Annotated in this window: 16 protein-coding genes; 8 read left to right on the forward strand and 8 right to left on the reverse strand. The window is 70.7% G+C overall.

Annotation, left to right across the window (positions count from 1 at the left end; translation table 11 throughout):
* Positions 1-46: 46 nt before the first annotated feature.
* The 3 genes from EER30_RS35715 to EER30_RS35725 form a co-directional block, all read right to left on the reverse strand.
* The gene (locus tag EER30_RS35715; protein ID WP_127505331.1) at positions 47-2536 is read right to left on the reverse strand and encodes a polynucleotide kinase-phosphatase; all 2490 of its coding nucleotides are present in this window, start codon (positions 2534-2536) and stop codon (positions 47-49) included.
* On the reverse strand, positions 2533-3906 hold the full coding sequence (locus EER30_RS35720; RefSeq protein WP_127505333.1) for a 3' terminal RNA ribose 2'-O-methyltransferase Hen1: 1374 nt from the start codon (positions 3904-3906) through the stop codon (positions 2533-2535). Before EER30_RS35720 ends, EER30_RS35715 begins: the two co-directional genes overlap by 4 nt.
* Positions 3907-3972: 66 nt before the next feature.
* Positions 3973-5391 (reverse strand): hypothetical protein, encoded by a 1419-nt coding sequence (locus EER30_RS35725; RefSeq protein WP_127505335.1) that lies wholly within the window; start codon positions 5389-5391, stop codon positions 3973-3975.
* A 160-nt stretch (positions 5392-5551) separates the two neighbouring features.
* Here EER30_RS35725 and fbaA point away from each other — a divergent pair, with 160 nt between their 5' ends.
* Positions 5552-6577 (forward strand): class II fructose-bisphosphate aldolase, encoded by a 1026-nt coding sequence (gene fbaA / locus EER30_RS35730; protein ID WP_127505337.1) that lies wholly within the window; start codon positions 5552-5554, stop codon positions 6575-6577.
* Between the two features lie 153 nt (positions 6578-6730).
* Positions 6731-7246, forward strand: coding sequence for a hypothetical protein (locus tag EER30_RS35735; RefSeq protein WP_127505339.1), 516 nt, complete (start codon positions 6731-6733; stop codon positions 7244-7246).
* Here the strand turns inward: EER30_RS35735 and EER30_RS35740 are convergent.
* Entirely contained in the window at positions 7208-8446 is a 1239-nt protein-coding gene (locus EER30_RS35740) for an LOG family protein (protein ID WP_127505341.1), read from the reverse strand. The two genes, EER30_RS35735 and EER30_RS35740, sit on opposite strands and share 39 nt — an antisense overlap.
* An 18-nt stretch (positions 8447-8464) precedes the next feature.
* On the opposite strand from EER30_RS35740, the gene EER30_RS35745 reads away from it, so the two are divergent.
* Both EER30_RS35745 and EER30_RS35750 read left to right on the forward strand, forming a co-directional pair.
* Entirely contained in the window at positions 8465-9454 is a 990-nt protein-coding gene (locus EER30_RS35745; protein WP_127505343.1) for an ADP-ribosylglycohydrolase family protein, read from the forward strand.
* 45 nt (positions 9455-9499) lie between these two features.
* Entirely contained in the window at positions 9500-9913 is a 414-nt protein-coding gene (locus EER30_RS35750) for a DUF3151 domain-containing protein (protein ID WP_127505345.1), read from the forward strand.
* A gap of 27 nt (positions 9914-9940) precedes the next feature.
* On the opposite strand, the gene EER30_RS35755 is transcribed toward EER30_RS35750, so the two are convergent.
* From EER30_RS35755 to EER30_RS35765, 3 genes are all read right to left on the reverse strand, one after another.
* Positions 9941-11680, reverse strand: coding sequence for a MinD/ParA family ATP-binding protein (locus EER30_RS35755; protein ID WP_127505418.1), 1740 nt, complete (start codon positions 11678-11680; stop codon positions 9941-9943).
* Positions 11681-11750: 70 nt separating this feature from the next.
* Complete coding sequence (locus EER30_RS35760) at positions 11751-12725, reverse strand: diacylglycerol kinase family protein (RefSeq protein WP_127505347.1); 975 nt, start codon at positions 12723-12725, stop codon at positions 11751-11753.
* A gap of 2 nt (positions 12726-12727) precedes the next feature.
* Positions 12728-14020 (reverse strand): adenylosuccinate synthase, encoded by a 1293-nt coding sequence (locus EER30_RS35765; protein ID WP_127505349.1) that lies wholly within the window; start codon positions 14018-14020, stop codon positions 12728-12730.
* A 118-nt stretch (positions 14021-14138) separates the two neighbouring features.
* Between EER30_RS35765 and purD the strand changes: the two genes are divergently transcribed.
* Complete coding sequence (purD, locus tag EER30_RS35770; RefSeq protein ID WP_127505351.1) at positions 14139-15380, forward strand: phosphoribosylamine--glycine ligase; 1242 nt, start codon at positions 14139-14141, stop codon at positions 15378-15380.
* Between the two features lies 1 nt (position 15381).
* Here purD and EER30_RS35775 read toward each other — a convergent pair whose 3' ends face one another.
* Positions 15382-15834, reverse strand: coding sequence for an SCP2 sterol-binding domain-containing protein (locus tag EER30_RS35775; protein WP_127505352.1), 453 nt, complete (start codon positions 15832-15834; stop codon positions 15382-15384).
* A gap of 131 nt (positions 15835-15965) precedes the next feature.
* On the opposite strand from EER30_RS35775, the gene EER30_RS35780 reads away from it, so the two are divergent.
* The 3 genes from EER30_RS35780 to purB are packed head-to-tail and all read left to right on the forward strand — an operon-like array spanning position 15966 to position 19221.
* On the forward strand, positions 15966-16502 hold the full coding sequence (locus tag EER30_RS35780) for an ArsR/SmtB family transcription factor (RefSeq protein ID WP_127505353.1): 537 nt from the start codon (positions 15966-15968) through the stop codon (positions 16500-16502).
* The gene (locus EER30_RS35785; RefSeq protein ID WP_127505354.1) at positions 16499-17803 is read left to right on the forward strand and encodes an MFS transporter; all 1305 of its coding nucleotides are present in this window, start codon (positions 16499-16501) and stop codon (positions 17801-17803) included. The genes EER30_RS35780 and EER30_RS35785 overlap by 4 nt, the downstream gene beginning before the upstream one ends.
* Entirely contained in the window at positions 17800-19221 is a 1422-nt protein-coding gene (gene purB, locus EER30_RS35790) for an adenylosuccinate lyase (protein ID WP_127505355.1), read from the forward strand. The genes EER30_RS35785 and purB overlap by 4 nt, the downstream gene beginning before the upstream one ends.
* Positions 19222-19473 lie beyond the last annotated feature (252 nt).

A 19473-nucleotide genomic window follows, 5' to 3' on the forward strand; every position in this document is an offset into this window, starting at 1 on the left:
CCCGGCCGGGTGCGGCACCTCGGAGGAAGCGCCGCACCCCGCCCGATCACAGTCGCGGGTCGACCGGCTCGGACTCGGTGGCCAGGATCGCGAAGACCAGCTCGTGGACGCGCCACAGCGGCGCCCCCTCGGCTACCCGGTCGAGCGCGGCCAGCCCCAGCCCGTGCTCCCGCAGGGCCATGTTGCGCTTGCGCCCCAGGTTGCGCCGCCGCAGCCGGTCGAGCTGTTCCGGCCGCGTGTATTCCGGGCCGTAGATGATGCGCAGGTATTCGCGCCCGCGGCATTTCACCCCCGGCTGCACCAGCCGCCCCTTGCCGTCGACGGCCTTGAGCCCGGTCCACGGCTTGACCACCATGCCCTCGCCCCCGGTCGCGGTGAGGTCGAGCCACCACTCGGTCGCGGCGGCTTCCGCGGCGGCGTCGCCGAGGTCGACGATCATGCGGCGCGTCGGGGTGAACAGCGACGGGTCGGCGGCCACGAGCCGGTCGGCCAGCGCCAGGTGCCAGCCGTGGTCGCGACTCGCGTACGACACCCCATCGCCCGCGAGCACGGCGAACGGCGCGAGCGTGACCCCGTCGAGCCCGTCGGTCGGCCGCACGTAGGCGCGGTAGGCCGCGGTGTAGCCGTCGATCTCGGCCGACCGCAGCGCGAGCCCGTCTCGCAGCCCGGCCACGTCGAGCCCGCGCGCGGCGGCCCGCTCGACGACGTCGAGGGCGGCGGGCAGCGCGGCCCGCCCGGCCGCGCCGACCCCCGCGTAGCGCTCGCGGATCAGGCCCGCCGCCTTGGCCGACCAGGGCAGCAGTTCGGCGTCGATCAGCAGCCAGTCGGTCGCCAGCTCGTCCAAGACGCCGGCGCAGGCGGCCCGTACCCGGGCGAGGAGCTGCTCGTCGAGCGGGGAACCGAAGAACGGCCGCCCGGTCCGGGTCCAGATCGCGTCGCCGGCGCCCGAGCGGGACACGCGCACCACAGCGCGCGAACCCATGTGCTTCTCTTCGCACACGACCCGCTCGACGCCTGCCTGACGCAGGTCGTCGAAGGCGGTCGCCGGGTGTTCGAGGTAGCCATCGAGGGTCGACGTCGAGCACGGCGCCATGGTCGGCGGCAGCCACACCAGCGTGGCCGGGTCGAGCGCGAACCGGCTCATCACCTCGAGGGCCGCGGCCGAGTTCTCGGCGGCGATGGTGGCGCGGCCGTAGCCGTACTCGAGGTGGCGGCGGCCGGTCACGTCGGCGAGGTCGAGGCCCTCGTCGGGCCGCTCGGCGGCGGCCAGCGGACGGACGGGCGCGTAGTGCTCCCGCTCGGCCGGCACCGAGACCAGCTCGCGCGACGGCCAGCGCAGCGCGGTGAGGGCGCCACCGAAGACGCAACCGGTGTCGAGGCAGATGGTGTTGTTGATCCATTCCGGCTTCGGCGTCGGGGTGTGGCCGTAGACCACGGCCGCCGAGCCCCGGTAGTCGCGTGCCCACGGGTAGCGGACCGGCAGACCGTATTCGTCGGTCTCGCCGGTCGTCTCGCCGTAGAGCGCGAAGCTGCGCACCCGCCCCGACGCCCGACCGTGGTAGGCCTCCTTGAGGCCGGCGTGCGCGACCACGAGGCGGCCGCCGTCGAGCACGTAGTGGCTGACAAGGCCCTCGATGAAGCCCTTGGCCGAGGCGACGAACTCGTCCGGCTCGAGCTCGAGCTGGGCCAGCGTCTCGGGCAGCCCGTGGGTGAGCTGTACGTTGCGGCCGTTGAGCTTGCGGGCCAGCTTCTGCTCGTGGTTGCCCGGCACGCAGAGCGCGTGGCCGGCCGCGACCATGCCCATGACCAGGCGCAGCACGCCCGGCGAGTCGGGGCCGCGGTCGACCAGGTCGCCCACGAAGATCGCCTGGCGGCCCTCGGGGTGGACCGCGTCGACCGGCCGGTCTGACGCGTCGCGGGTCAGCGTGTAGCCGAGCCGTTCGAGCAGGGTCTCGAGCTCGGCGCGGCAGCCGTGCACGTCGCCGATGATGTCGAACGGGCCGGTCAGCTCGCGCTTGTCGTTGAACAGCCGCTCGTAACGGATCTCGGTGGCCGCGATCTCGTCGGCGCCGCGCAGCACATGCACCTTGCGGAAGCCCTCGCGAGCCAGCGAGCGCAGTGAGCGCCGCAGGTCGCGCTGCATGCGGGCGAGGACGGGGCGGCCGAAGTCGCGGTCGGGCCGGGCCTCGGTGCGTTCCCAGGCCAGCGCCTCGGGCACGTCGAGGACGATCGCCACCGGCAGCACGTCGTGCTCGCGGGCCACGCGTACGAGCTCGGCGCGGCCGTGCGGCTGGAGGTTGGTCGCGTCGACCACGGTGAGCCGGCCCGCGGCGAGGCGCTTGCCCGCGACGTAGTGCAGCGCGTCGAAGGCGTCGGCCGAGGCGGACTGGTCGTTCTCGTCGTCGGCGATCAGGCCGCGGAAGTAGTCGGAGGAGAGGACCTGGGTGGGCTTGAAATGGGCGCGGGCGAAGGTCGACTTGCCCGAGCCGGACACGCCGACCAGGGCGACGAGCGCGAGCTCGGGGATCTCGATCATGCGGTCACCTCCGACGGGGACGATGTGAAGAGCGCGAGCTGGGTGGGGGTGCCGGTGGCCTCGTCGACCTCGCCGACGGGGCGCAGCGACACCGAGTAGTCGTAGGTGGCGGCCACCCGGGCGGCCCAGTCGGCGAATTCGGCGCGGGTCCACTCGAAGCGGTGGTCGGGGTGGCGCATGCCGGTCAGGCCGGCGTAGTTGACGTTGTATTCGGCGTTGGGCGTGGTGACGACGACCGCGGCCGGACGGGCATGGCCGAAGACGCTCGCCTCGAGCGCGGGCAGGCGTGGCGGGTCGAGATGTTCGACGACCTCCATGAGCACGGCCGCGTCGTAGCCGCGCAGGCGGTCGTCGCGGTAGGTCAGGGCGGACTGCCACAGCTTGAGGCGGGTCTGCTGACGCTCGGGCAGGCGGTCGAGGCGCAGCCGGCGGGCGGCGATCTCGAGGGACCGCGCGGACACGTCAGTGCCGACGATCTCGGTGTAGCGCCGGTCCTTCATCAGGGCGGTGAGCAGCGCGCCACCACCGCAGCCGAGGTCGAGCACGCGGGTCGCCCCGACCTCGGTCAGGGCCGCGAGCACGGCGTCGCGCCGCTGCTCGGCCAGTGGCCGCCGCCGAGCGACGGGCAGCTCGGGGTCAGCCGGAATCGCGGAATCAGCCTCGTCCCCCTCGAGCTGCTCCAGCGCCGTGGTCAGGAAGGCCCGCTTGTGCACGAGGTAGCGCCGCGCGATCAGCACCTTGTCGGGATGGTCGGCGAGCCACCCCGCGCCCGAGCGCAGCAGCTTGTCGATCTCGTCGGGAGCCACCCAGTAGTGCTTGGCGTCGTCGAGCACGGGCAGCAGCACGTACAGATGGTTGAGGGCCGCCGACAGCGTGAGCTCGCCGGTCAGTTCGAGGTCGACGTAGCGACTGTCGCCGCCGAGCGAGGCCTCCAGCGGGATCGGCGTGGCGGTCACCGACCAGCCGAGCGGCTCGAACAGCCGGGTGGCGAGCTCGGTCGTGCCGCGCAGCACGGGCACGCGGATGACCAGCGGGATCGGGGTGGCGACCAGGTCAGGCCGGTCTTTGGAGGCACCGCGCAGCGCGCTGCGGAAGACCTTGGCGAGGGCGCTGGCCAGCAGGCTCGACGCGGCGTAGGGCCGGTCGTTGACGAACTGGCCGAGCGAGAACGCGTCGTGCTGGGCGCGCAGCCGCTGAGGGTCGACGTCGAGCAGCAGCGCGGCGGTGCACCTCTCGTCGGTCGCCTCGGGATAGAGCACGTACGCCGTGCCGGTGGGCACGTCGAATCGATGCACCCGGTCGGGATGCTTGACCAGCAGGAACCCGAGGTCGGTCGCCGGCTGGTGCGTGGTCGTCACGGTGAGCAGCACGTCCTAGATGATGAGCGCTCCTGGTGATCTTGGGCGACCCCTTTTACCGCCTGTGGATAACCACCCTCAGCGATTTTCAATCGGCCGGCGGGCACCGAGCACGGCCAGCAGCCCGGCGACGACCAGCAGAAAGCCGCCCAGCCCGGCCCCCGAGCCGGTGATCGGAAGCGCAAGGGCGGTGACCGCACCGCACGTGGCACCACGAACGTCGGCCCGAAGCTCGGCCGTGCTGCGCACCGACCCCGGCAGTTCCTCCTGCATCTCGACGTGACCGGGGTCGCCGCAGTCCGCCGCGACCTGCACCTCGATCGGGAAGGACGCCTGCTGACCCGGCCCGAGATCCTGGTCGAGCAGGCATCGGTGCACGCCGTCCGAGAGTTCGCAGCCTCCGGCGTCACCGGCGACCACGTTGCCCGGCATCCTCGTCGCGACCGCGAGGCGGTTGTTCGGGAACAGCCCGGGTCGCAACGTGCCCGGCCCGAAATTCACGAGCCCCGGCGACAGCGTCACCTCGTCGCCGACCGCCACCTCGCGCCGCACCCCGACCGCGGTCAACGTCGGTCGGCGATCGCCGGTGACCGTCAGCGTCGTGGTCGCGAAGCCGGCGTCCGGCAGAACTCTCGGCGGCGCGACGGTCATCGGCCGGAGCCGCAGGAGCTCTCCGGAACCCGCGGCGCCGTCCTCGATCTCGTCCCGCTCGGTCTTGGTCATCCACTGCTCGACCAGCCGAACCGCGCTGCCGGGGACGGTGTCGGACGGCGTCCGCAGGGTGATCGGCTGGGACAGCGTGTAGCGGCGGCCGGGTTGAAGCTCGGTGTCGAACGTGCAGATCAACCCCGATCCGTAGCGGCAGTTCCGGTAGGACGAGGGTGCGAGCAGCCGAGAATTCACGGGAAGCACCAGCACCGCACCGTCGATCTTGGTCACCCCCGGGTTGCGCACGATCGGCGTGAACGTGACCTTCCGTCCGGCCGCTGCCTTGATCGTCCGAGCCTGACCAGCCGCGAGGCCGGTCCTCTCGCCCACGCGAATCATCGTCGCCGCCGAGCTGACGACCCCGTCACCGATCCTGGCGGACACCGCGATCTCGGCCGCGTCCCCGATCGTCGCGGTCTTCTTCGGCAAGGCCGTGATCAGCGCCGGGAAGTCGATCCCCGAGGTCGCCGTCCACGAGCACAAGACCTTTTCCCCCGTACGTCGACACGCCTGCACCGGCGACGCCGAGAACCCGGACGAGACACGCACGTCGGCGAAGCCGCTCGCCCCGCCGAGGTCGACGGTCACCTCCGCGCGCGCTTTCGTGTCCGGTTCGACGCCCCTCACCCGTACGCGGAGAAGGGTGTTTCTCTCGGGGCCGCCAGGGGCCAAAGTGACTGGTTGGAGATGTGGCTCGGCCACCGCGGCGGTGGGCGCGGCCGCCGCGGGCCACACGGGCACCAGGATCAACAGCAGTGACAGCGCCAGCGTCCGGGAGATCATTGGCATGGTCGGAGCGTAAATCGCCCTCTATGTCCCATGAGCCGGATTCCTAGGAGAGTTACGGGGTCATTTCTCGTCGTCCGATCGGCTACGGAATACTTCCTGCTGGAGGACAGCGCGGTCCTGCCCTCTGCCTGAAGAAACACGAAGAGCAAGGAGCGCACCGATGCCCATCGCTTCTCCCGAGGTCTACGCCGAGATGCTGGACCGCGCCAAGGCCGGCGCGTTCGCCTACCCGGCGATCAACGTGACGTCCTCGCAGACGCTCAACGCGGCCCTGCAGGGCTTCGCCGAGGCCGGCAGCGACGGCATCGTGCAGATCTCCACCGGCGGTGCGGAGTACGCGTCCGGCCCGACGATCAAGAACATGATCACCGGCGCGGTCGCGCTCGCTGAGTACGCCACCGAGGTGGCCAAGAACTACCCGGTCAACATCGCGCTGCACACCGACCACTGCCCCAAGGACAAGCTGGACAAGTACGTCCGCCCGCTGCTCGCGATCAGCAAGGACCGCGTGGCCAACGGCCTGGCGCCGCTGTTCCAGTCGCACATGTGGGACGGCTCGGCCGTGCCGCTCGACGAGAACCTCGAGATCGCCGAGGCGCTGCTCAAGGACGCCGCCGCCGCTCACATCATCCTCGAGATCGAGGTCGGCGTCGTCGGTGGCGAGGAAGACGGCGTCTCCGCCGCGATCGACGACAAGCTCTACTCGACGATCGAGGACGGCCTGGCCACCGCGGCCGCCCTGGGCCTGGGCGAGAAGGGTCGCTACATGACGGCCCTCACCTTCGGCAACGTGCACGGCGTCTACAAGCCGGGCAACGTCAAGCTGCGCCCCGAGATCCTCAAGGAGATCCAGGACGCGGTCGGCGCCAAGTACGGCAAGGAGAAGCCGTTCGACCTGGTCTTCCACGGCGGCTCGGGTTCGCTGCTGTCCGAGATCCACGGCGCCCTGGACTACGGCGTGGTCAAGATGAACATCGACACCGACACGCAGTACGCGTTCACCCGTCCGGTGGCCGACCACATGTTCCGCCACTACGACGGCGTTCTGAAGATCGACGGCGAGGTCGGCAACAAGAAGCAGTACGACCCCCGCGCCTGGGGCAAGCTGGCCGAGGCCGGCCTGGCGCAGCGCGTCGTCGAGGCCTGCGAGAACCTGCGCTCGACCGGCACCACTCTCTCGAAGTAATCACGTCGTGACGGTCGGCCCCCAGCCGGGGGCCGACCCCCATCCGACCACCCCGCCCCCACCCAAAAGTGGACTAAAGGCTCCGCTGATTGTTGCCGGGTTACTGAGAGGTATGTATACGATCGTTCCTCCCTTGAGAGGAGGACCAAGATCGTGCTCGGCATCGAGGGATATGAACCCGAATGGCACCACGATGCCGAGGCGCTGGCGGCGGTCCACCGCACGAGGTTCGTGCGGCTCATCGGGCGCAAGTTGCAGTCGAGCTGGCTGATGTGGGACATGGCCGAACGCGGCTGGTTCGCCGACGGCCCGGTGATCCTCGACTTCGGATCCGCGCACGTCGAAATCACCCATCGTAAGTTCGACGAGTGCGCGATCACCTGGGACCAGATCGATCTGAACATCCCGATCGACTGGTACGAGCACTTCGACTGGCGCCCCGACCCGCACGCCGCCCTGCGCAAAGCCCGCGGCAGCGTCCTGCGCGCGGTCAACATCATCGAACTGATCACGGTGGCCGAGTGGCGGCCCCGGGTGCTGCACGCCGTCGAGTTCCTCTTCGAGGACACGCGGCTGGCCGTCTACAACGCGATGGACGAGAACGGCATCACCGACATCCCCGAGGACGAGCTACCCGTGACGAGCTGGCGTCGTGTACATGTCGCCTGACCCGGCAGCGAGCGCGGTCATGGCTTCGTCGAGCGAGTCGGTGACCACGACCAGGTGAGATTGATCGCCGTGCGGGCTCTTGGCCAGCAGCGGCCGCAGCAGCTCCTCGACCGGCAGCTCGCGCCAGTGGTCGACGCCCAGGAAGACGAAGGCGCCCGAGGGCCCGTCGGTCTGATAGAAGGTTTTCGTCGCGGCCTGGAAGATCTCTTGCACCGTGCCGGCCCAGCCGGGCGCGAAGACGATGCCGCCCCGAGAGAGCCGCAGAATCGAATCTTCCCGCACGGCGTTCGAGAAATACTTGCCGATCTGACCGGCGAACAGATTGGCCGGCTCATGCCCGTAGAGCCAGGTGGGCAGGGCCAGGCCACCGTGCAGCAGCCGGCCGACCACGTCGGTCACCGGTGTCGACGGCGCCGGGAACGCGGCGCGAACAGCCAGAGCCACAGCCGTGTACGGGTCGTGGTCGGCGAAGTGTGGCGCGGCCGACAGCATGTCGATCGCCTCGCCCAGCTGCGTGGCCGGACGCGTCGAGAAGAAGGCGCCCAGATTCGCCGCCTCCATCACGCCCGGGCCGCCACCGGTCACGACCAGCCGGCCGATCGAGGCCAGCCGCCACGCCAGGGTCGCCGCCATGCGATAGGCCGCCGAGCCACGCGGTGCCGCGTGGCCGCCCATGATGCCGACCGCACCCGCCCGGCCCCGCGCGTGCACCCAGGCGGCCAGCGCCTTGCCCAGCGCGTTGTCGACGCCGGCGTCGTGCAGCCGCTGGGCGATCGCCTCGCGGATGTCCGGCCCCGCGCCCCCGTGGCGTACGAAATGGTCGTAGACCTGGGTGTCGTACATGCCCGCGAAACCCTCGGCGGGGAAGCCGAAAGCGAGATCTTCCGGCGTGTAGAGAGTGGCCGGATGAGTCGGGTAGGGCCGCGCGTCGAACGGCGGGATCAGGTGGGCCCCGCGCCGGATCAGGTCGATCTCGACGTCGTCGTTCGCGAGCCGGCAACCCACGAAGAGCGCTCCGTGCACGTCGACGTCGGTCAGGTCGGGCGGGTCAAGATCGAGACGCAGCCCGAGAATGACCAGGTCGGCCAGCGATTTCGTGGCGAGATGCAGGTCGAGCTCGGCCCGCGACTCGATCTCGGAAGCGGTGGCGTCGAACGGGACGGGCCCGCCGAGAACAGGTTGTAACGGGTCGCCGGGCATGTCCGTAGGGTATCCACCGTGCAAAACGTCGCGGGATCGCTCTACGGCCTGGCTTACGGAGACTCGCTCGGCAAACCCACCGAGTTCCAGGACTACGCGACGATCGTCGCCCGCTACGGCGAGGCCGGCCCGAGGGAACTGACCGGCCACCCGGCGCTGGTCACCGACGACACCCAGATGGCGCTCGCGGTCGGCGAGGCGATGCTGGCCGCCGCCGAGCTCACGCCCGCGGCGATGGAGCCGTTGCTGCGTGAGCACTTCCTCGCCTGGGCGATCAGCCCCGACAACAACCGTGCGCCCGGCATGACCTGCCTGCGGGCGTGCGGCGCGCTCGGCGAGGGACTGCCGTGGACGGAGGCGACGATCGCCGGCTCGAAGGGCTGCGGCGCCAATATGCGCGTCACGCCGGTCGGGTTGCACCCCGATCTCGACGAGGACCAGCGCGCTGGTCTGGCCCAGTTCCAGGCGGGCCTGACGCACGGGCATCCGACCGGGCTGGCGGCGAGCGAGCTGACCGCGTACGCCTGCCGGTGGCTGGTCGACGGCCGGGCGCCGTCGGACCTTCTCGGCGCGTTGCGCGAGCGGGCCGACAGCCAGCGCTCGGTCTATCGCGCGGAGTGGCTGGGCGACCTGTGGCAGCGGTCCTCGGCGTCCTCGCCCCAGGAGTTCATCGCCCTCGGCTGGGACGAGGCCGCGGCCGCGCTCGATCGCGTGGGGGTCGCCTTGAAGGCCGGGAACTACGCCGGCGACCCGTGCCTGGCCACCGGCGAGGGCTGGATCGCCGAGGAGGCGCTGGCCACCGCGCTGTACTGCTATCTGATCTCGCCCGACGAGCCGGTGGCCGTGCTGGGACGGGCTGCGGCGTCGTCCGGCGACTCCGACTCGATCGCCTGCCTGGCCGGGGCGTTCGCGGGGGCGGCGTCGGGGCTCGGGGCCTGGCCTTCGGCGTGGTTGGAGCAGATCGAGTACGCCGACCGGCTCGCTCGGCTGTCTCTCACGTGGGAATGAGGAGTCGGTCGGAATGCCCCGCGGCCGGGCCGGTTGAATAAGGTCATGCAGAACCTGCTTCCCGAGCCTCCGGCCACGTTCCTGCCCGCTGACGTCGAGGCCGACAAGGCACTCGCCGAGGCCGGCTCCCTCGCCGCGATCAAGGCCGTCGCCGCTGACCACCCCGCCTACAGTGCCGCCTGGGCCGCCCTCGCGGCCGACGCTCTCGCCGCGGGCGAGCCGGTGACCGCGTACGCCTATGCCCGCACCGGATATCACCGTGGGCTGGATGCGCTGCGCCGCAACGGCTGGAAGGGCCACGGGCCGATCCCGTGGTCGCACGTGCCCAACCAGGGCTTCCTGCGCTGCCTGCACAGCCTCTCGCAGGCCGCCGCCGAGATCGGTGAGGCCGATGAGGCTGCCCGCTGCGCCCAGTTCCTGCGCGACAGCGACCCGGCCGCCGCCGACGCCCTGAGCTGATCGCCGCTCAGCGAAGCGGAGCCAGAATCACAGCCCTTCTGCTACGGCCGCCGCGATCTTCAACCAGGCATCCCTGGTGTGGTTCGAGAGGTGGCCGTAGCGGATCGGCTCACCCGAGTCGATCAACTTCTCGTACGGGGCGAGCAGGACAGATCTCGTACGGGCGGCGAAGTGGCGCTGAATCGCCGGCAGGTCTATGTCCTTGCGGGTCGGCGGCATCGACACCACGCTGACCGCCTGCCGCACGAGGCGCTGACGGCCGGTCTGTTCGAGGTGATCGAGCATGCGGGCGGCGGTCTCGGCCGAGTCGTTGCGGGCCGACATCGTGATCACCAACTGGTCGGTGGCGTCCATCGCGGCCTGCCAGTTCTGGGCCCGCACGTTGTTGCCGGTGTCCACGAAGATCAGCTTGTAGAACCGGCTGACGATCTCGCGGATCTCGCCGAACGCGTCGGCCGTGAGCATCTCACCCGCGGTGGCCGACTCGTCGCTGGCCAGCACGTCGAACATGCCCTCGCCCTGCGCCCGCACATATTGCGAGAGGTCACCCACCCGGCCGTGTGAACCGCGGAAGAGATGCAGGTCGCGCATCATGTCGCGCACCGTGCGGGCGTGGAAGTCTTGCTGGGCGCGCATGCCGAGGGTGCCCTGGGTCTCGTTGTTGTCCCAGGCCAGCACGTAGCCGCCGCGCTTCTGCCCGAAGGTCATCGCGAGCAGCAGCACGGCCACGGTCTTGCCGGCGCCACCCTTCGGGTTGACGACGGTGACCTGCCGCAGCCCGCCGAAGTTGCGCCGGACCATCTCGACGTCCTGCTTGTATTCCTGCTCGCGCTTGCCCGGAGCCAGCTTGACCAGGCCCATCGTGCCCTTGCGCAGCATCGCCCGGGCGCCCTGAGTGGCTACCGGGTCGGCCGGGCGGGCCATGCGGCGGCGGGCGAACTCCTCGGCCGTCGGCGTGCCGTCGGAAACCCACGGAAGGTCTTGGAACGGGTCGGCCGGGGGCGGAGTGGGTGGTTGCGGTGGACGGTTCGCCGGCGGCCGCGGTGTCGTTCGCGGAGGTACGGCGGCCGCGCCGTGGGCGGGCGGCGGAGCGCCGGGCCGGTAGACCGTGCCGTTGGGCGGCTCGGCGGGCGGTGGCGGTGGTGGCGTGAAGTGTGGTGGATCTTCAGGGGGAGCAGCGACGAGCGGGGGTGCTGGGCGCGGCTGCACAGCGATGGGCGGGGGCGTCGGGCGCGGCGGCGCAGGTGTCGAACTGGGTGGTTGTGGCCCCGGACGCGGCGCGAAGACACGTTGGTCGCCGGCTCGGCGCTCAAGGGCCGGTGGCGCGGCCGGACGTTGTGGCGGTTGCGACCACGGAGAGTCGGGCAAACTGTGCACACCGGACTCGGCGGCACCCGCCCCCGAGGTCGGCGACTCCGGATCTGGCCACGGCGGCGCGTGGGCTGGCGGCGCGCCGGGTGGCGTGTGGGCGGGCGGCGCGGGTGGCGTGTGGGCGGGCGGCGCGGGTGGCGTGTGGGCGTGGGGCGCGACCGGCACCGCCACTGGCGGCGGCACCGGAATGCGCTCACCCGGCCGGTAGGTCCCCGGCGCTCCGTGGGGCGGCGTCGGCAGGGGCACAGCCGGGGGCGCTTCGTGCGGCACGGGACGCCCGTGCACCGGCGCTTCGAGTTCTTCCGGCTCCCAGAATGGCTCCACGTCGCGATCGGGCGGTGCGGGGTTGCCGGCCGAGCCCGGGACATAGACGCGGTCAGCGTTCCCGTCCTCCACCGATGCCACTGGTGCGAACCTCCCCGCGACGCTGACGTAGCTGCCTGCTACTTCAGCGTCGCACAGAAGGTCAGCTCGCGTACACCGCCCAGGCCGACGCCTCGGTCCACCATGAACGCTTGCGATTCATCGATCCACCGACCCCGTCGTCGAGGAACTGGATCTCGCCGTCGCGGGGCAGGACCGAGACTGCCCGGCCTCGCGCGCGCCGCACCTCGACGCGCATCTTCGTGCCCCGGAAGCGCTGCTTCACGATCGTCGGGACGGCCACCGCCACCTCGACCTGACCGTCGAGTGCGTCGCCGTCGGCCAGCATGCGCATGCCGGCGAAGTCGGCGTAGCCCGCGCCGTTGCCGATCACGCAGGCGAGGATCGGGTCGTCGCCGTTGGACAGCACCGCGTCGTCGACCTCGACCCGGCCGCGCCACGGAATCGCGCGTCCGTCGTCGTCCATGCCGCCGACGAGCGCGCCGTCCACGGTGACCGAGCCGCCGTCGTTGCGCAGCAGGTCGAGCCGTCGCACTGAGCCGCTCAGCACGGCCGCGGCCACCCCTTCGGGCGTACGGGGGAGGCCGAGCTGGGCGGCGAGGTCGGTGGTGTTGCCCTCGTCGAGCGGCAGGATCGCCAGCGCCGGAAGGTCGGGCACCGTGCGGCCCACCGGCATGTCGGCCGGGCGCTTGCTCGGCGCCGGGGCATAGCGGCGTACGAGCCGGCGCACGACCGCGCGGAGCTGCCCGTCGGTTGCCGAGGCCACCACCAGACGGATCTTGCTGTCGGGGTCGGGCCAGGTCAGGCCGTCGGGCCGGGCCGGGCCGTCGAGCCGGGCGAGCACCTCGTCGATCTCTTTGTCGGAAGCCGCCGTGATCATTTCGACCCGGGCGCCGGCCGCGGTGAGCGCGTCGGAGCAGCGCAGCACCGGAACGCGGGGCGCGCAGGCCGCCGCGGTCGCGGTCGCGGGCGCGCAGCCGCCGCAGTCGGCGCCGCACGCACCGCCACCCCCGGACCCCTGGCCTTCGGCGAGGCTGAGCAGGACGACGTCGTACATCTTCAGTCTCCGCTCAGCACCGAGTGACGCTCGATGACCTGGTCGCGCGCGGGGCCGACGCCGACCACCGAGATGCGGGCGCGGATGCGTTCCTCGACGAACTCGACGAACCGCTGGGCGTCCTTGGGCAGGTCGGCGAACGTGCGGGCCCCGGAGATGTCCTGCTTCCAGCCGGGCAGCGTCTCGTAGATCGGGGTCGCGTGGTGGAAGTCGGTCTGGCTGTACGGCATCTCGTCGTGCCGCACGCCGTTCACCTCGTAGGCCACGCAGACCGGGATCTCGTCGAGGGCGTCGTAGTTGTCGAGCTTGGTGAGCACGAAGTCGGTGACGCCGTTGATCCGCTGCGCGTAGCGGGCCATGACCAGGTCGAGCCAGCCGATGCGGCGCGGACGGCCGGTGGTCGTCCCGTATTCGTGGCCGACCTCGCGCAGGTGATCACCGAACTTGTCGTGCAGCTCGGTCGGGAACGGACCCTCGCCGACGCGCGACGTGAACGCCTTGAGCACCGCGACCACCCGGTCGATGCGGGTCGGCGGGATGCCGGAACCGGTGCAGGCGCCCCCGGCCGTCGCGTTCGAGCTGGTCACGAACGGGTAGGTGCCGTGGTCGACGTCGAGCAGGGTGGCCTGGCCGGCCTCGCACAGCACGACCTTGCCCTCGTCGAGCGCCTCGGAGAGTTCCAGAGCGGTGTCACCCACGTACGGCCGGAGCCGGTCGACGTAGGACAGCAGCTCGTTGACCACGTCGTCGGCGCGGACGGCCTGGCGGTTGTAGATCTTGGCCAGGATCTGGTTCTTGAAGGAGAGGGCCGCCTCGACCTTCTGCCGCAGGATCGACTCGTCGAAGAGGTCCTGAACCCGTACGCCGATGCGGTTCATCTTGTCGGCGTAGGTCGGGCCGATGCCGCGACCGGTGGTGCCGATGCGGCGCGCCCCGAGGTAACGCTCGCTGACCTTGTCGAGCGAGCGATTGTACGAGGGGATGACGTGCGCGTTGGCGCTGATGCGCAGCCGCGACGTGTCGATGCCGCGCGCCTCGAGGCCGTCGATCTCCTGGAAGAGGACGCCGAGGTCGACCACGACGCCGTTGCCGATCACCGGGACGACGCCCGGGGAGAGAATGCCGCTGGGCAGCAGATGCAGCGCGTACTTCTCGCCCTCGATCACCACGGTGTGACCGGCGTTGTTGCCGCCGTTGAACTTCACCACGTAGTCGAGCCGGTCGCCCAGCAGGTCAGTGGCTTTGCCCTTGCCCTCGTCGCCCCATTGGGCGCCGACCAAAACGATCACCGGCACGTGCGGACGCCTTCCGTCGAACAGGTCGTACTCGGCAGAGGTCCGGGTACTGCCGAAGTTTACGCGACTGCCCCGGTGTGCGACGGCGGGAAGGAGAGCGCCGGTAGGATCGCCGCTCGTGCGCGTACTTCTGATCGGCTCCGGCGGCCGCGAACACGCCCTTGCTGTCGGCCTCGCCGCCGACCCCTCCGTCGACTTCCTGGCCGCGGCCCCGGGCAACCCGGGCATCGCCCAGGTGGCCGAGCTGCACGACGTGAAGGCCACCGATCCGGCGGCCGTCGCGGCGCTGGCCGTCGAGCTCGCCGCCGACCTGGTCGTCGTGGGGCCCGAGGCGCCGCTGGTGGCCGGGGTGGCCGACGCGGTGCGGGCCGAGGGCATCGCCTGTTTCGGCCCGAGCGCGGCCGCGGCCCAGCTCGAGGGCTCGAAGGCGTTCGCCAAAGACGTGATGCTGGCGGCCGGCGTGCCGACCGCGCGGTCGTACGCCTGCTCCCACGCCGACGAGGTCGCGCGCGCGCTCGACGACCTCGGCGCGCCCTACGTGGTCAAGAACGACGGGCTCGCGGCGGGCAAGGGCGTGGTGGTGACCGACGACCGCGAGGCGGCGGAGCGGCACGCGGCCGACTGCGGCACGGTCGTGATCGAGGAATACCTGTCCGGCCCCGAGGTCTCGCTCTTCGTGGTGACCGACGGCACGGCTGCGGTCCCGCTGATGCCGGCCCAGGACTTCAAGCGGCTGGCCGACGGCGACGAGGGGCCCAACACCGGCGGTATGGGCGCGTACGCCCCGCTGACCTGGGCGCCGAAGGACCTGGTGCCTCGGGTGCTGGCCGAGACGGTCGAGCCGACGCTGGCCGAGATGCGCCGCCGCGGCACGCCGTTCGCCGGGTTGCTCTACGTCGGTCTCGCGCTGACCCCCGACGGCCCCAAGGTCATCGAGTTCAACGCGCGGTTCGGCGACCCGGAGACCCAGGTCGTGCTGGCCCTGCTCGAGACGCCGCTGGCCGGTCTGCTGCGGGCCGCGGCCACCGGCGCGCTGGCCGAGTTCCCGCCGCTGCGCTGGAGCGACGGCGCCGCGATCACGGTCGTGGTGGCCAGCAAGAACTATCCCGGCACGCCTCGTACGGGCGACGTCATCGAGGGTGCCGAGGTGCCGGGCGTGATCCACGCGGGCACGGCCCGGCGCGACGACGGCGCGCTGATCTCGGCCGGTGGCCGGGTGCTGAGCGTGACCGCGACCGGCCCCGACCTGGCGTCGGCCCGCGACGCCGCCTACACCCTGGTGGACAGCGTGCGCCTCGACGGCGCCCAGTTCCGCACGGACATCGCGCTGGGCGCCGTAGAGGGTCGCATCAAGCTGTAATTCAGGCCTTGGGGATGTCGAAGAGCTTGGCCACGTTGGCGGCCAGGCCCAGGTCACCCTTCGCCTTGATCTTGCCGGTCATGAACAGCATCATCGGGTTGCCGTCACCGGAGACGACCTTGAGGAACGTCACCGCGTCCATCGTCATGGCCAGCTTCGGGTCGCGGACCGGCGAGCTGGTGACCGTGCAGGCGCCGTTCTCGATCACCGTCTCGTAGGTGTCGCTCGCGCCGCCGGCGCCGCCCGTGATGATCCAGTGGATGACCGCGGTGGTGTTGCCGGCCTTCTCGGGGCGGAACAGGGTGGGCATGCGGTTGAAGACCTCGTCGAGGATCTTGGACCGCGAGTCGCCGGACATCACCTCGGCGATCTTCGAATCCGGCGTCGCCTTGACGAGCTGCGCGAACTCCTTGGGGCCGATGGAGGCCAGCGTGTCCGGGTTGAAATCAGTCATCGATGGACCTTTCGGGATGAGCCAGTTGCCTACTCGTCGGTAACTTTAGCGACAATGCCGCATCTCCGTGCAGTGTGCCACTCCCAAACAACCATTGGACAGTTGACCCGCCCGTCCCTAGACTCCCCAACATGTCTTTGGGAGATGCGAACCGGACTGCCGCGCTGAGGGCCACGGCCCATCCCGTACGACTGAGGATCATGTCGTTGCTGACCGGCGCCCCGATGACGGCGGCCGAGGTCGCTCGCGAACTCGGCCTGACTCACGCCAACGCCAGCTACCACCTGCGCAACCTTCTCGCCGCCGGAATGATCGTGATCGCCGGCGAGGAGAAGATCCGGGGCGGTGTGGCCAAGCGCTACCGCTACGACATGAGCAACGACCGCGCGCCCGAGGCCACCGACGAGCGGCGATCACTCTTCACGGCCCTCGGGCACGAATTGATCCGGCGTTCGGCCGAGGGCCGGTTCGGCAAGACCGCACCGGGCCGCACGGTGCTCGGCGACGGCGAGTTCTGGATCGACCCCGACAAATGGCAAGAGATCAAGAACAGGGTCGCGGAAGCCGTTCACGAACTGCATGATGCAGCCCAGCCACCCCGTACCCCCGGCACCATCCGTACGAGCACGACGGTCGCGATGTTCGAGATGGAGACCCCCACGCCATGAGTGCCCTCGCGCCACTCCGCATCCCCGCCTTCCGGCTGCTCCTCGGCGGTCGCACGATCAACGCCCTGGGCAATTCGTTCGCCCCGATCGCGCTCGCCTTCGCCGTCCTCGACCTGACCGGCTCGGCCACCGACCTCGGCCTGGTGGTCGGCGCCCGCACGCTGATCAACGTGCTGTTCCTGCTGTTCGGCGGCGTCCTCGCCGACCGTCTGCCGAAACACCTGCTCATGGTCTGGGCGAGCCTGGCCGCGTTCGTGACCCAGGCGATCGTCGCCACCCTGGTGCTCACCGGCACGGCCACCATCCCGGCGCTCATCGTGATCTCGGCGATCAACGGCATGGTGGGGGCGCTCGCGCTGCCGGCGAGCTCGGCGATCGTGCCGCAGATCGTGCCGGCCGAGATCCGCCAGCAGGCCAACGCGCTCAACCGCCTGGCCCTCAACACGGCGTCCGTCCTCGGCGCCCCGCTGGCCGGCGTTGTCGTCGCCGCGACGAACCCCGGCTGGGGCATCGCGGTCGACTCGGCGACCTTCCTCGTGAGCGGGCTGCTGTTCGCCTTCCTGCGGGTGGCGCCCAAGCCCGTCGCGACGACACCGGCTCCGGGCGTCATCGGTGACGAGCAGACGCCGGGCGTGGCGTCCGTCGAGCCCTCCCGGCCCAACGTCTTCGCCGACCTGCGTACGGGATGGTCGGAATTTCGGTCTCGCACGTGGCTCTGGGTCGTGGTGGCCGGGTTCTGCGTGATCAACGCCAGTTGGAGCGGCTCGCTCTTCGTGCTCGGGCCGGTCGTCGCCGACGAGACCATCGGCCGCCGGGCCTGGGGCCTGGTGCTGGCGGCCGAGACGCTGGGCATGATCGTCGGCGCGCTGATCGCGATGCGCCTGCGGATGCGCCGGTTGCTGTTCTTCGGCACGTTCAGCACCTTTTTCATGGCGCTGCCGGTGCTGATCCTCGGCACCTACGTGCATCTCTGGCTGCTCATCGTCGGCGCCCTGATCGCGGGTCTCATGGTCGAGCAGTTCGGCATCGCGTGGGAGACGACGATGCAGGAGCACATCCCGGCCGACAAGCTGGCCCGGGTCTACTCCTACGACATGGTCGGTTCGTTCCTCGCCATCCCGGTCGGCCAGGTGGCGGTCGGCCCGATCTCGCACGCTGTCGGCGTCGAGGCGACCCTGGTGGGGGCGGCAGTGCTGATGACCCTCGCGGTGGTGGGCATGCTGAGCAGCCGTGACGTACGCACCTTGCCGCACGCGCTGCCCGAGCCCGAACCGAGCACCGTGAAACAATCGGTCGCGTGACCATCCCGAACGTCCTAGCCGCCCGTTACGCCTCGAGCGACCTCGTCGACCTCTGGTCCCCGGAAGAGAAGATCCGCATGGAGCGCCGGCTCTGGCTGGCCGTGCTCCGGGCCCAGCGCGATCTCGGCGTGTCCGTTCCCGAGGGCGCCGTCGAGGCGTACGAGGCGGTGCTCGACCAGGTCGACCTGGGTTCGATCGCCGACCGCGAGCGTGTCACCCGGCACGACGTCAAGGCCCGCATCGAAGAGTTCAGCGCGCTGGCCGGCTTCGAGCAGATCCACAAGGGAATGACCTCCCGCGACCTGACCGAGAATGTCGAGCAGCTTCAGATCAAGGCCTCGCTCGAGCTCATCCGGTCGCGCGTGATCTCCACGCTGGCCCGGCTCACCGAGCGCGCCGTCGAACACTCCGACCTCGTCATGACCGGCCGCTCGCACAACGTCGCGGCTCAGGCGACCACCCTGGGCAAGCGGTTCGCCTCGGCCGCCGAAGAGCTGCTGATCGCGTACGAGCGTCTCGACGACCTGATCGGCCGCTATCCCCTGCGGGGCATCAAGGGCCCGGTCGGCACCGCCGCCGACCAGCTCGACCTGCTCGACGGCGACTTCGAGGCACTGGCCACGCTCGAGCAGCGCGTCGCTGGCCACCTCGGCTTCGAGCGCGTGCTGAGCAGCGTCGGCCAGGTCTACCCGCGCTCGCTCGACTTCGACGTGGTGTCCGCTCTGGCCCAGATCGTCGCCGGGCCGTCGTCGCTGGCCACCACGATCCGCCTGATGGTGGGTCAGGAATTGGTGACCGAGGGCTTCAAGCCGGGCCAGGTCGGCTCGTCGGCGATGCCGCACAAGATGAACACGCGGTCGTCCGAGCGGGTCAACGGCCTCGCGGTGATCGTCCGCGGCTACCTGTCGATGGTCGGCGAGCTGGCCGGCGATCAGTGGAACGAGGGCGACGTCTCCTGCTCGGTGGTGCGGCGGGTCGCGCTGCCCGACGCGTTCTTCGCGACCGACGGGCTGTTCCAGACGTTCCTCACCGTGCTCGACGAGTTCGGCGCCTACCCGGCGGTGATCGCGCGCGAGCTCGACCGGTTCCTGCCGTTCCTCGCGACCACCAAGATCCTGGTCGCGGCGGTCCGCAAGGGAGTCGGCCGCGAGGTCGCCCACGAGGTGATCAAGGAGCATGCCGTCGCTGTCGCGCTGGCCATGCGCGAGAAGGGCGCCACGGTCAACGACCTGTTCGACCGGCTCGCCACCGATGGCCGGCTCGGGCTGACCCGCGCCGAGATCGACACGCTGGTGGCTGACCGGGCCGCCTTCGTGGGGGCCGCGCCGTCACAGGTGCGGGCCGTGGCCGACCGGGTCGCGACGATCGTCGCCGCCCACCCCGAAGCCGCGAAGTACGCGCCCGCTCCGATTCTGTGAGGCATGCCGCTGGGGCGCGGCGGAGATGATTTTCACGCCGCGCCCCGGCGGAATCCGCGCCGCGCGGTGGTGGGGCGACCGCCGCACGGTCTTATGGAGATCGATGGATTGACGGTAGGGTCCGCCTGCCCCGCTGCCAAGAATCCAGTTCGCACCTATCACGGTGTGATGACCCACGGTGCTTGAAGTTTTGACCACACCGTGGTCGAGATCACCCGTGTGTTGCCTGCTCAGCACCGCCGGCGTCGTTCA

Source organism: Actinoplanes solisilvae, assembly GCF_003999975.1.
Classification (GTDB): domain Bacteria; phylum Actinomycetota; class Actinomycetes; order Mycobacteriales; family Micromonosporaceae; genus Actinoplanes; species Actinoplanes solisilvae.

Coding starts and splice junctions, on each gene's coding strand:
- fbaA (WP_127505337.1), top strand. CDS start 5,552: ATGCCCATCGCTTCTCCCGAGGTCTACGCCGAGATGCTGGACCGCGCC.
- EER30_RS35725 (WP_127505335.1), bottom strand. CDS start 5,391: ATGCCAATGATCTCCCGGACGCTGGCGCTGTCACTGCTGTTGATCCTG.
- EER30_RS35780 (WP_127505353.1), top strand. CDS start 15,966: ATGTCTTTGGGAGATGCGAACCGGACTGCCGCGCTGAGGGCCACGGCC.
- EER30_RS35750 (WP_127505345.1), top strand. CDS start 9,500: ATGCAGAACCTGCTTCCCGAGCCTCCGGCCACGTTCCTGCCCGCTGAC.
- EER30_RS35740 (WP_127505341.1), bottom strand. CDS start 8,446: ATGCCCGGCGACCCGTTACAACCTGTTCTCGGCGGGCCCGTCCCGTTC.
- EER30_RS35775 (WP_127505352.1), bottom strand. CDS start 15,834: ATGACTGATTTCAACCCGGACACGCTGGCCTCCATCGGCCCCAAGGAG.
- EER30_RS35785 (WP_127505354.1), top strand. CDS start 16,499: ATGAGTGCCCTCGCGCCACTCCGCATCCCCGCCTTCCGGCTGCTCCTC.
- EER30_RS35715 (WP_127505331.1), bottom strand. CDS start 2,536: ATGATCGAGATCCCCGAGCTCGCGCTCGTCGCCCTGGTCGGCGTGTCC.
- EER30_RS35760 (WP_127505347.1), bottom strand. CDS start 12,725: ATGTACGACGTCGTCCTGCTCAGCCTCGCCGAAGGCCAGGGGTCCGGG.